Origin of the sequence: Paraburkholderia tagetis (assembly GCF_022213065.1) — a bacterium.
Lineage (GTDB): Bacteria > Pseudomonadota > Gammaproteobacteria > Burkholderiales > Burkholderiaceae > Paraburkholderia > Paraburkholderia tagetis.
The window spans coordinates 183,171-195,559 of sequence record NZ_JAKLJA010000010.1 but is presented as its reverse complement, the minus strand read 5'-3'; the positions used below and the strand labels follow the sequence as shown (position 1 = coordinate 195,559).

The 12,389-nt window shown below is 64.5% G+C and carries 11 protein-coding genes; 8 read left to right on the top strand and 3 right to left on the bottom strand.

The window, feature by feature from the left end:
* Positions 1-310: 310 nt before the first annotated feature.
* The 3 genes from L5014_RS15235 to acs all read right to left on the bottom strand — a co-directional run bounded on the left by L5014_RS15235 (position 311) and on the right by acs (position 4,812).
* Complete coding sequence (locus L5014_RS15235) at positions 311-2,329, bottom strand: sodium:solute symporter family protein (protein ID WP_238464556.1); 2,019 nt, start codon at positions 2,327-2,329, stop codon at positions 311-313.
* Positions 2,326-2,691, bottom strand: coding sequence for a DUF4212 domain-containing protein (locus tag L5014_RS15230; protein ID WP_238464555.1), 366 nt, complete (start codon positions 2,689-2,691; stop codon positions 2,326-2,328). The genes L5014_RS15235 and L5014_RS15230 overlap by 4 nt, the downstream gene beginning before the upstream one ends.
* 138 nt (positions 2,692-2,829) lie before the next feature.
* A complete protein-coding gene (acs, locus tag L5014_RS15225; RefSeq protein WP_238464554.1) occupies positions 2,830-4,812 on the bottom strand; it encodes an acetate--CoA ligase in 1,983 nt (660 codons plus the stop codon).
* Between the two features lie 306 nt (positions 4,813-5,118).
* On the opposite strand from acs, the gene L5014_RS15220 reads away from it, so the two are divergent.
* The 8 genes from L5014_RS15220 to L5014_RS15185 all read left to right on the top strand — a co-directional run bounded on the left by L5014_RS15220 (position 5,119) and on the right by L5014_RS15185 (position 12,386).
* A complete protein-coding gene (locus tag L5014_RS15220) occupies positions 5,119-6,024 on the top strand; it encodes a DMT family transporter (protein ID WP_238464553.1) in 906 nt (301 codons plus the stop codon).
* Between the two features lie 162 nt (positions 6,025-6,186).
* The gene (locus L5014_RS15215) at positions 6,187-6,804 is read left to right on the top strand and encodes a TIGR00645 family protein (RefSeq protein ID WP_238464552.1); all 618 of its coding nucleotides are present in this window, start codon (positions 6,187-6,189) and stop codon (positions 6,802-6,804) included.
* 58 nt (positions 6,805-6,862) lie between these two features.
* Complete coding sequence (locus tag L5014_RS15210; RefSeq protein WP_129562364.1) at positions 6,863-8,386, top strand: fumarate hydratase; 1,524 nt, start codon at positions 6,863-6,865, stop codon at positions 8,384-8,386.
* A 263-nt stretch (positions 8,387-8,649) separates the two neighbouring features.
* Positions 8,650-9,129, top strand: coding sequence for a bacterioferritin (gene bfr / locus L5014_RS15205; RefSeq protein ID WP_133193669.1), 480 nt, complete (start codon positions 8,650-8,652; stop codon positions 9,127-9,129).
* A complete protein-coding gene (gene murI, locus L5014_RS15200; protein ID WP_238464551.1) occupies positions 9,129-9,995 on the top strand; it encodes a glutamate racemase in 867 nt (288 codons plus the stop codon). The genes bfr and murI overlap by 1 nt, the downstream gene beginning before the upstream one ends.
* 290 nt (positions 9,996-10,285) lie before the next feature.
* Entirely contained in the window at positions 10,286-10,549 is a 264-nt protein-coding gene (locus L5014_RS15195) for a (2Fe-2S)-binding protein (RefSeq protein ID WP_238464550.1), read from the top strand.
* A gap of 269 nt (positions 10,550-10,818) precedes the next feature.
* Positions 10,819-11,577 (top strand): energy transducer TonB, encoded by a 759-nt coding sequence (locus L5014_RS15190; protein ID WP_238464549.1) that lies wholly within the window; start codon positions 10,819-10,821, stop codon positions 11,575-11,577.
* 83 nt (positions 11,578-11,660) lie between these two features.
* Complete coding sequence (locus tag L5014_RS15185) at positions 11,661-12,386, top strand: MotA/TolQ/ExbB proton channel family protein (protein ID WP_238464548.1); 726 nt, start codon at positions 11,661-11,663, stop codon at positions 12,384-12,386.
* Positions 12,387-12,389: the final 3 nt, after the last annotated feature.

The window sequence follows — 12,389 nt, the reverse complement described above, 5'->3', positions numbered from 1 at the left end:
CCGTGCTCAACTCCTGAACCGAACAGTCATTTGCGCCGTCCTGTTACGCGACGAAGCCAGCACCGGAAAGCGGACGCGATGACGCGAAGTCAAATGGTCCAGTAGCCGAGTTCCATCGGAAAGATTGACGGGGAAACTGTAATGGTCGTCTCATCTATCAGGTAAGCGTTGAGCGCTTGCTGGACCCTATTTCCGCAGTCAAGCTAAACATTCTTTCTCGTCGATACTTCTGGCAGCGGTTTGCACGAACGGCGAGTCTTTCGGAGAGCCGAGGCCAGGCGCACGCCCCCCCCAAACCCCCGCACCCTTCCTAAGGATGCCGAATATAATCCACCAGCGCGACCGTATACTCATCCGGCTTCCGGTCGACCAAACTCACGAAAATCGTCACCAGAAACCCCGCCGGCACACCAAACACGCCCGAACTAATCGGCTCGATACCCAACCAGCGCGCGCCTTCAAACCCCGTGAGCTGCGTAAAAAACGGATACGTCGAAACAATGTAGTACACGCACACGGCGAGCCCGGCCACCATCCCCGCCACGGCGCCAAGCCGCGTCGTGCGTTTCCAGAATACGCCCAGCACGAGCACCGGAAACAAACTCGACGCCGCCAGCGAAAACGCCGCCCCCACCAGAAATAGAATATTGCCCGCATTGAGCGAGGCCACCCACGAAGCAAACAGCGCCACACCCAGCAGCAGAATCTTCGACATCGTCACGCGCCGCTGGCTCGATGCGTTCGGGTCCACCATGTGGTAGTACACGTCGTGCGAGAGCACGTTCGAGATCGTGAGCAGCAGTCCGTCCGCCGTGGAAAGCGCCGCCGCCAGCGCGCCCGAGGCCACGAGCCCCGACATCACATACGGCAGCCCCGCGATCTCCGGCGCCGCGAGCACCACCATGTCGGGCTGCATCTGGATGTCGCTCCAGTGCACGATGCCGTCGCCGTTGATATCGGCGATGCCGATCATGGTCGGCTCCATGCGCCGCCACTGCATCACCCAATGCGGCAGGTCGGCAAAGTGCAACCCCGCCAGGTGCGAAAGAATCTCGAACTTGATGAGCACCGCGAGCACCGGCACGGTCAAGTAAAACAACGCGACGAAGAACAGCGTCCATCCCACCGAGCGCCGCGCCGACGCCACCGAAGTCGTCGTGTTATAGCGCGTGAGAATGTGCGGCAGGCTCGCCGTGCCCAGCGAAAGGCACAGCAGCAGCGACAGAAAATTGCGTTCGTGTATGCGCCGCGCTTCGTCGTTATCGGCGGGAAACGGTTCGTGCATCGGCACCGGCGGCGCGGCGCGCGCGAGCAGGTCGTCGCGCTGCTGCGTCCACGCCACGCGCGCGGCTTCGGCATCGCGCGGGAAATGCGCGATCTCCTGCTCGATCGAATCGATGTCGCGCAGCGGGCCGTTGTGGCGGCGCATGTCCACGAGCGCGTCGACGAGGCGCGTTTTCTCCTCGGTATACGACTGCGGCAGCGCGTCCAGCCGCGATTGCCAGAGCGCCGCACGGCGCGCGTATTCGTCGCGCACGTTCGTCTCCGCGCTGGCGTCGCGCACGTCGCGCTCGAGCGTCTCCACGCGCTCCATCACCTTGCCGTAATCGAGTTGCGGCAGCCAGCCCAGGCCATCTCGATGCGCGATCAACGAAACCGGAATCAGGATCGCCGCGATCAGGATGATGTATTGCGCGACCTGGGTCCACGTGACCGCGCGCATGCCGCCCAAAAAGGAGCACACGAGAATGCCGGCCAGCCCGCAAAAGATGCCAATGGCGAAATCCACGCCGATGAAGCGCACTGCGATCAGCCCCACGCCCTGGATCTGCGCGACGAGATAGACGAACGAGCAGATGATCGTCGCCAGCACGGCGAGCGCGCGCACGAGGTTGCTGGAGAAGCGTGTGCCGAGGAAGTCCGCGATGGTGTAGCGCGCGAGCTTGCGCACGTAGGGCGCGAGCAGGAACGCGACGAGGCAGTAGCCGCCCGTCCAGCCCATCAGGTAGGCGAGGCCGTCGTAGCCGCTCGCGTAGAGCGAGCCCGCGAGGCCGATGAACGAGGCCGCCGAGAGCCAGTCGGCAGCCGTCGCCATGCCGTTGAAGAACGACGGCACACGGCGTCCCGCGACGTAGTATTCGACGAGGTCCGAGGTGCGCGAGAGCAATCCGATCACGGCGTAGACGGCGATCGGCACGAACAGGAACACGTAGCCGATCCACATGCCGGGGCCGGTGGCGAGCTCGATGCGCCACATCACGAAGATGAAGGCGAGAAAGCCGAGCGTATAGAGCGCGTAGGAACTGACGAGCCGGTACGTGAGCTTCATCGTTGCTGCTCCTGGCCGGCCTCGCGAATGGCCGTGTCGGCTTCGCGCGCGGCCTGGAGTTCGCGGTCGGCGCGCTGCATCAGCACGATGTAGAGCACCACGAGCACGATGTAGAGAAGAATCGCCCCTTGCGCGCCGATATAGAACGGCAGACTGAAGCCGGCAAAACGCACGCTGTCGAGTGCGCGCGCGAACAGCGGCACCACGAACGAGACCGCGAAGCCGAGGCTCATGAGCACGGCGATCAGCGCAACGTTAAAGCGCCAGTAGCGCCGATGCGCAAGCGCCATCGCCTCGCTCACCGGTGGTGGCTCGGGCAAGGGATTGAGCTTGCTCTGGGGTCGGGTGTGTGGCGCGGCCATGCGCCTGTTTAGCAAAAACACGCATGGCCGGCAATCGGGAACATCCGGCCTTGCATGGGGCCGGAGGTCTGGGCCGGAGTCTGGCGCCACGTGGCCGGAGCAGGAGCCAATGCGCCCGCCCCGGCCTTCAGGCAACGATCAAAGCGCCTCGCCGAGCTGATCGAGAATCGCGGGATTCTCCAGCGTGGAGACGTCCTGCGTGATCGCCTCGCCCTTCGCGAGCGAGCGCAGCAAGCGGCGCATGATCTTGCCCGAGCGCGTCTTCGGCAGATTTTCGCCGAAGCGGATGTCCTTCGGCTTGGCGATCGGTCCGATCTCCTTGCCCACCCACGCGCGCAGTTCGGCCGCGAGCTTCGCGGCGGCGTCGCCTTGCGGGCGCGTGGCCTTGAGCACCACGAACGCCACCACGGCTTCGCCGGTCGTGTCGTCGGGGCGGCCCACCACGGCGGCTTCGGCCACGAGCGGGTTTGCCACCAGCGCCGACTCGATCTCCATCGTGCCCAGCCGGTGGCCCGAGACGTTCAGCACGTCGTCGATGCGGCCCATGATGGTGAAGTAGCCGGTTTCCTTGTCGCGCACGCTGCCGTCGCCGGCGAGGTAGAGCTTGCCGCCGAGTTCCTCGGGGAAGTAGCCCGTCTTGTAGCGCTCGGGCTGGCCCCACACGTTGCGGATCATCGCGGGCCACGGGCGCTTCACGACCAGAATGCCGCCCTGCCCGTTCGGCACGTCCTGGCCGGTTTCGTCGACGATCGCCGCCATGATGCCCGGCAGCGGCAGCGTGCACGAGCCCGGCACGAGCGGCGTCGCGCCCGGCAGCGGCGTGATCATGTGGCCGCCGGTTTCGGTCTGCCACCAGGTGTCGACGATCGGGCAGCGCTTGCCGCCCACGTTCTCGTAGTACCACATCCACGCTTCGGGGTTGATCGGCTCGCCAACCGTGCCGAGGATGCGCAGCGAGGAAAGGTCATAGCTCTTCGGATGGACCTTCGCATCGGCTTCCGCGGACTTGATGAGCGAGCGGATGGCCGTGGGCGCCGTATAGAACACGGTGACCTTGTGCTTCTGGATCATGTCCCAGAAGCGGCCCGCGTTCGGATAGGTGGGGATGCCCTCGAACATGAGCTGCGTCCCGCCGATCGCGAGCGGTCCGTACGTGATATAGCTGTGGCCCGTGACCCAGCCGATGTCGGCCGTGCACCAGAACACGTCCGTGGGCTTCGAGTCGAAGGTCCACTTCATGGTCTGCGCGGCCCACAGCAGATAGCCGCCGGTGCTGTGCTGCACGCCCTTGGGCTTGCCGGTCGAGCCCGAGGTGTAGAGGATGAACAGCGGGTGCTCCGCGCCCACGGGCACCGGCGCGCAGGTCTCGCTCTCGGCTTGCGAGAGCTCGTGCATCCAGTGGTCGCGGCCTTCGGTCCAGCCAATCTTGCCGCCCGTGCGCTGGTAGACGATCACGCTTTGCACGGCTTCGCAGCCGCCCATGGCGATGGCTTCGTCGGCGATGTTCTTGAGCGGCAGCGCCTTGCCGCCGCGCATCTGCTCGTCGGCGGTGATGAGCGCGACCGCGCCCACGTCCACCATGCGCTCGTTGAGCGACTTCGACGAGAAGCCGCCGAACACCACCGAGTGCGTCGCACCGATGCGCGCGCAGGCCTGCATCGCGACCACGCCTTCGATCGACATCGGCATGTAGATCACCACGCGGTCGCCCTTTTTCACGCCGCGCTTCTTGAGCGCGTTGGCGAAGCGCGAAACGCGCGAGAGCAGGTCCTTGTAGGTGACGTTGTTAACGGTGCCGTCGTCAGCTTCGAAGATGATCGCGACGCGCTCGCCGTTGCCCGCTTCCACGTGGCGGTCGAGGCTGTTGTACGAGGCGTTGAGTTCGCCGTCCTCGAACCAGGTGTAGAACGGCGCCTTCGACTCGTCGAGCACCTTCGTGAAGGGCTTTTGCCACGTCAGCGTTTCGCGCGCGAGACGCGCCCAGAAACCCTCGTAATCGCGTTCGGCTTCGGCGCACAAAGCCTTGTATGCGTCCATGCCGGACACCGTGGCGCCCGCCACCGTTTGCGCGGAAGGCGCAAACACGCGATGTTCCTGAAGAACCGATTCAATCGCAGACATCGACAACCCCTTGGTGAAGATGAAACGTCAAACTCGTGGACGCGCACAGGATCTTCGATACCTGCACACGCCGTCTCCTTGCGCCGCCGCGCCGTTGCCTCGATGTTGCTTCGCGGTTCCGATGCCCCGGCGCGAAAGCGGCATTTTTCATTCCTGCTGCCGGCTCGCATGAACCCGCGCGCGAATCCGCACGCGCAAGATTAAGCCCGGCAACTTACCCGCTACTTACGCCCCCACTGCCATGCGATGACAGTCAGTTAAGCGGGCATTTAGAATGCTAACTGATCTGTGCGTCCGGATTCCAGCTTGAATCGTCATTCACTCTTTCTCGTCGCCGCCATGCTGCTGGTGGGCAGCAATGTCGGCATCGGCAAAACGATCGTTGCGTTTTTGCCGGTTCCGCTGTTCGCGCTGCTGCGCTTCGTAATCGCGCTCGCCGTGCTCTGGCCCCTGCTGCGCGGCGCGCGCATGCGGCGCGTGAGGCGCGACGAATGGCTCAATCTGTTCCTTCAGGCCCTCTTCGGTACATTCGGGTTTACGCTGCTGATGCTCGGCGGCGTGCATCGCACGAGCGCCGTTGCCGCCGGGGTCATCACGAGCACGATCCCGGCCGTGGTCGCGCTGTTCTCGTGGCTGTTCCTGCGCGAGCGGCCCGACGCACGGGCGTTCGCTTCGATCGCGCTCGCCATCGCGGGCATCGCCGTCATCAATCTCGCGCACGCGGGCAGCGGCTCGCAAGACCCGGGTTCGTTCGTGGGCAACCTGATGGTGCTGGGCGCAGTGTGCTGCGAGTCGTTCTATGTGATCCTCTCGCGGCGGCTCACGCAAACGCTCGCGCCGCTCGAAATCTGTGCCTATACCCACTTGTTCGGCTTTCTGCTGATGCTGCCGGTCGGGCTGCCCGATGCGCTCTCGTTCGTGCTCTCGTCCAGTTATGCGAGCGTGCCCGCGAGCCTCTGGGCGCTCGTGCTCTGGTACGGGCTCTCGGCCAGCGTGTTCTCGTTCTGCCTCTGGATGATGGGCATCCGCCACGTGCCGGGCAGCATCGCGGGGGTCTTCTCCGCCGTGCTGCCGGTGGCCGCCGCACTGTATGGCATCGCGTTTCTCGGCGAGCGTCCCACGCCCGCGCACGGCATCGCGCTGGCCTGCGTGATCGGCGGCATCGCGCTCGCGAGCCTCAAGAGCAAGCGGCTGCCGCCCGTGGCGTCGTAATTATTTTGTAAGACTCACCTGTCGGCGTCCCGGCGAAGCGGCGCGCCGACGCGTTACAATAACGCCCGCCCGGCCCTCGCGGCCAGGCGGCGCGTGCACCTAAGTCCGCACCCAGGTTCGTGCCCAGGTCCGCGCCCGATTCCCGCCACTCGTGAAACGCCCATGTCCGCTGCACGTCCCCAGCCGCCGTCCGCCGCTCGCCCTCGCCGCATGCGATTGCTCCCCAGCATCATCTTCATGAGCCGCTGGCTACAGGTGCCGCTCTATCTTGGGCTGATCGTCGGGCAAGCCGTCTACTGCGTGCTGTTCGTGAAGGAAGTCTGGCACCTCGTCAGCCACGCCATGTCGCTCGACGAGACCAGCATCATGCTCGCCGTGCTCGGCCTGATCGACGTGGTGATGATCTCGAACTTGCTCATCATGGTGATCGTGGGCGGCTATGAAACCTTCGTCTCGCGCATGGGACTCGAAGGCCACCCCGACGAGCCCGAATGGCTCGATCACGTGAACGCCGGCGTGCTCAAGGTGAAGCTCTCGATGGCGCTCATCAGCATTTCGTCGATTCATCTGCTGAAAACCTTTATCAATCCCGACGCGGTTTCCGAGCGCACGGTGATCTGGCAAGTGGCCATTCACGTCGCCTTTCTGCTCTCCGCGCTGGTGATGGCGTGGATCGACCGCCTCACCACGCATACGCACCCCGACCACTACCACGACCTCGCCGCGCGCCATCCGGTGCCCGAGCGGGCCGTGGTGCGCGAGACGGCAGCATCGGAATAGCTCCCCGGCACGCCGTATAGACGATTCAAAAACCCCACTGTCCCCACAGAAGCTAGCCATGACCGTCATCAAACAGGAAGACCTGATCCAGAGCATTGCGGATTCGCTGCAATACATCAGCTACTACCATCCGCAGGATTACATCGAGGCGCTCGGCCGCGCATACGAACTCGAAGAGAGCCCGGCCGCGAAAGATGCGATCGCGCAGATCCTCACGAATAGCCGCATGTGCGCCGAAGGCAAGCGCCCCATTTGCCAGGACACCGGCATCGTCACGATCTTCGTGAAGGTCGGCATGGACGTGCGTTGGGACGGTGCGACGATGGGCGTGACCGACATGATCAACGAAGGCGTGCGCCGCGGTTACCTGAACCCGGACAACGTGCTGCGCGCGTCGATCGTGAACCCGCCCGAAGGTGGCCGCAAGAACACCAAGGACAACACGCCGGCCGTGATCCACTACGAGATCGTGCCGGGCGACAAGGTGGACGTGCAGGTGGCGGCCAAGGGCGGCGGCTCGGAGAACAAGTCGAAGTTCGTGATGCTCAACCCGTCCGACTCGATCGTCGACTGGGTGCTCAAGACCGTGCCGACGATGGGCGCGGGCTGGTGCCCGCCGGGCATGCTCGGCATCGGCATCGGCGGCACCGCTGAAAAGGCGATGCTGATGGCGAAGGAATCGCTGATGGAGTCCATCGACATTCAGGACATCATCAAGCGCGGTCCGAAGGACTGGGTCGAAGAGCTGCGCGTGGAACTGCACGAGAAGGTCAACGCGCTCGGCATCGGCGCGCAGGGTCTGGGCGGTCTCGCCACCGTGCTCGACGTGAAGATCATGGCCACGGCCACGCACGCGGCTTCGAAGCCCGTCGCGATGATCCCGAACTGCGCGGCCACGCGCCACGCGCACTTCGTGCTCGACGGCTCGGGCCCCGCGAAGCTCGAAGCGCCCTCGCTCGACGCATGGCCGAAGGTCAACTGGGAGCCGAACACGGAAACCAGCAAGCGCGTCGATCTGAACACGCTCACGCCGGAAGAAGTCGCGTCGTGGAAACCGGGCCAGACGCTGCTGCTCTCGGGCAAGATGCTCACGGGCCGCGACGCGGCGCACAAGCGCATCGCCGACATGCTCGCGAAGGGCGAGAAGCTGCCGGTGGACTTCAAGAACCGCGTGATCTACTACGTGGGCCCGGTCGACCCGGTGCGCGACGAAGTGGTCGGCCCGGCAGGTCCCACCACCGCCACCCGCATGGACAAGTTCACCGAGCTGATGCTCTCGCAAACGGGCCTCATCTCGATGGTGGGCAAGGCCGAGCGCGGCCCCGTGGCGATCGAGGCGATCAAGAAGCACAAGGCGGCTTACCTGATGGCCGTGGGCGGCGCGGCGTACCTCGTTTCGAAGGCGATCCGCGGCTCGAAGGTCCTCGCGTTCGAAGACCTCGGCATGGAAGCCATCTACGAGTTTGACGTGCAGGACATGCCGGTGACGGTCGCCGTGGATTCGTCGGGCACCTCGGTCCACAAGACCGGCCCCGCCGAATGGCAGGCGAAGATCGGCAAGATTCCGGTCGCGACGGCTTGATGCACGCTCGATGAGTACGATCGGCACCTGCCGATGCGAAAACCGGGGCCTCGCGCCCCGGTTTTTTTTGAGTAACGTGAAACAAGCGCAAAACGAACGCAAAACGGTTTGAGATTAATTCTCAGCACGTGGCAAATGCCTGATTCAGGCTGGATTTCCATGCGGATCCGGTCTTGGCTTTTGCGGATCGAGCGTTTATTGTTCGTATCCAGTGTTGGAATCCTGTGGTTGAAAACCGCGCGCCTCACCAAGGAAGGGAAATCATGCAAGGCGATAAAAAAGTCATCGAATACCTGAACGCACAGCTCAAGAACGAGCTGACCGCCATCAACCAGTATTTCCTGCATGCCCGCATGTACAAGCACTGGGGCCTCGAAAAACTCGGCAAGCACGAGTACGACGAGTCGATCGGCGAAATGAAGCACGCCGACCTGCTCATCGAGCGTATCTTCATGCTCGACGGCCTGCCCAATCTGCAAGACCTGCACAAGCTGCTGATCGGCGAAGAGACCAAGGAAATCCTCGAATGCGATCTGAAGCTCGAGCAGATTTCGCAGTCCACTTGCAAGGAAGCCATCGTCTATTGCGAATCCGTGCGCGACTTCATCTCGCGTGAGATTTTCGTGAAGATCCTCGACGACACCGAAGAGCACATCGACTGGCTCGAAACCCAGCTCGACCTCATCGACAAGGTCGGCATCCAGAACTACCAGCAATCGGCAATGGGTTCGGTCGAGTCCTGATGAACCTGCCGGCTCCCTCCTGCGCCACGCCCATCGGCATCTTCGATTCCGGGCTCGGCGGCCTCTCGGTGCTGCGCGCCGTGCGCGCGCAATTGCCCGCCGAGCGCATCGTCTATGTGGCCGACTCGCGCTATGCCCCGTATGGCCAGCGCGACGACGACTTCATCGCCGACCGCACGCTCGCCATCTGCGAATGGCTCGTCGCGCAGGGAGCCAAGGCGCTCGTGGTGGCCTGCAATACCGCCACCGCGCAGTCCATCGCGCTCGTGCGCGAGCGGCTCTCCGTCCCACTCGTGGGCGTGGAGCCCGGCATCAAGCCCGCGGCGCTGATCTCGAAGTCACGCGTGGCGGGCGTGCTCGCCACTCCGGTGACGCTGCGCAGCACGCGCTTTCAGGCGCTCGTCGAGCGCCACGCCGCCGACCTGCGCGTGCTGTGCCAGCCGGGCCACGGCCTCGTGGAGGCGGTCGAGCGCTGCGACGTGAGTTCGCCGGCGCTCGTCGAGCTGCTGCGCGGCTATGTGCAGCCGATGCTCGATGCCGGCGCCGACACGCTCGTGCTCGGCTGCACGCACTACCCCTTTCTCGATGCGGCCATCCGCTCGATCGTGGGCGAGCGCATGATGCTCGTGGATACCAGCGTGGCCATCGCACGCCAGCTCGAACGCGTGCTCGATCAGCACGGCCTGCGCGCACAACTGGCCGCCGACGCCAGCGCAGCCCCCGGCACGCCGGCGCGCTTCTGCTCGACCAGTGACGGCGCGCATCTGCGCACGCTTGCGGCGGCGCTGCTCGGCATCGAGGCGCAGGTCGAATGCGTGAGCATCCCTTCGCCGCGCACGCTCGAACCCGCAGCCAACGCCGCCTGAGTCGCCCGCGCGCAACGGCTTCTGCCAAGGCCAACGTCCCGGCTCCATCCCACCCCGCTTTTAGTCGTCATCCCTATCCCGGCGTCATCCGCGCTCCCCGGTATCCACACGGGCCTTCACCTTCCCACCCTGTTTTACGCCCATCACGCCGAGCCCCCGCCGGCTCTGATCCACCAGCAAAATCCCTGCTAAGGGTCCGGTTTTGTTACAAAAAATCCAACTGTACGCTTGCCAAAGCAGGCAAACATAATGATAATAATTCGCATTAACCCTCTTTATTGCGGTCCATCATGATTGTCTGCATGTGCAAATCCGTCTCCGACCGGACGATCCGTGCCTCCATCGCGGAGGGCATGGATTCCTTCGACGAGTTGCAGTTCGAACTCGGCGTCGCGACCTGCTGCGGCAAGTGCGAGGAATCCGTTCGCGAAGTGATGGCGCAAAGCGGCGCCTGCGCGACCCGCTGCGGCGTGAATCATGGCGCGAGCCATGCGCACCCGGCAGCCATGCCGCAAGCTGTTCCCATGACGTTCTACGAGCGCAAGGCCGCCTGATTCTTGCAGCGCGCGTCCCTCGCGGCGCGCGCTTTTGTTTCACCGCTCGCATGCCAGGGTGCTTTACTGCCCGCTTTACTGCCGACAGCAAGCCAGTTTCACGACCAGCCAGCTACCATTCGTTCCCACTGCCGGAGGCCGGGATGGAATTGCTGATCGGATTCGTGACCACCGTGTGTATCTCGCTGTTGATCTTTCGCAAATAAAGCCGCCCGTCGCGACGCGTTGCCCAGCCTGCGCGCCGTCGTCATTCTGGCGGCCACGCTAACATGCAGGCTTCTCAAACCACCGCCAACGCGTCAGTGCTCCCCGTTTTTCGTACGATCGGCGCGAACCGTCGCGTCATGACGGCGGGCGCGATCGTCATCGCGCTGCACGCCACGCTCATCGCCGTCGTCCTGAACAAACGCGACGCCGTCACACCGGTCTCGCTCGAATCGCGGACGATCACGGCCGAGCTGATCCGGCCCGAGCCGGTTGCCGCGCCAGCGGCGATCCAGTCGACGCCCACGCCGCCACCGCCCAAGCCGGTGCCGCGCGTGAGCCGCGAGCAGCCCAAGGTCCAGCCGAAACCCAAGCCCGCGCCTACGCCGCTGCCCGTCGCCGAAGCCCCCTCGCAGCATGTGGCCCAAAGCGCGAGCGCCGAACCTGCGCCGCCCGCGCCGGCTGCGCCCATCCCGCCGGCTCCGGTCCCGGCACCGCAGGCCGCTGCACCCGCACAAGGCAAGCCGACGATGGCGCTCGCCGCACCCAAGAACGTCTCGCATCTCGACTGCAATATCGTCGAGCCCGATTACCCGATGCTCTCGAAGCGTCGCGGCGAGACCGGCGTGGCTTACGTGCACTTCGTGGTGGGGCTCACCGGCAAGCTCGAGAACATCGAGCTCAAGAAGAGCAGCGGCTATAGCCGTCTAGACGACGCCGCGCTCTCCGCCATGCGCAGCAGCGCGTGCAAGCCCTACATGGAAGACGGCCAGCCCGTGCGCGCGGCCTACACGCAGCCATTCGATTTCAGCCTGCAAAACTGATTTGCCGGCCCTGGGCTGCAGCGCGCACGCGACGCGGCCACCTGAATTGCACCGTTTAGACGAATTGAAATAGAGGAAAAACCATGCAGAACTACGGTATCGCCCACGTCTGGGCGCAAGGGGATTTTGTGACGCGCGGCATCGCGCTCGCGCTGCTGATCATGTCGGTGCTGTCGTGGTGCGTGATCGTCGTGAAGGGCTGGAACGTCGCGCGCCTGAAGCGTCTCACGAAGAATGCCGAGACCTCGTTCTGGCATTCGGACGACCTCGCCGACGGCGTGAAGAAGCTCGGCAGCGGCACGCGCGAAGACAACCCGTTCCTCGCGCTCGCGCTCTCGGGCCAGGAAGCCGCCGAGCACCATCACCAGACCCAGCCGCATCTGCACGACCGCATGGACGTCTCGGACTGGGTCACGCGCTGCCTGAAGGACACCATGGACGACTCGATCTCGAAGATGCAAGCCGGCCTCGCAATCCTCGCCTCGATCGGCAGCACGGCGCCGTTCGTCGGCCTGTTCGGCACGGTGTGGGGCATCTATCATGCACTGCTTACCATCGGCGCGACCGGCCAGACCTCGATCGACGCGGTGGCGGGCCCGGTGGGCGAGGCGCTGATCATGACCGCGTTCGGCCTGTTCGTCGCGATTCCCGCGGTGCTCGGCTATAACGCGCTCACGCGCGCCAACAAGGCCGTGGTCACGAAGCTCAACCGCTTCGCGCACGGCCTGCACGCGTTCTTCGTGACGGGCGCGCGTCTGTCGTCGACGGCGAAGGGCGGCAATCTGCGCGTCGCCGCGCGCAGCCACTAATCG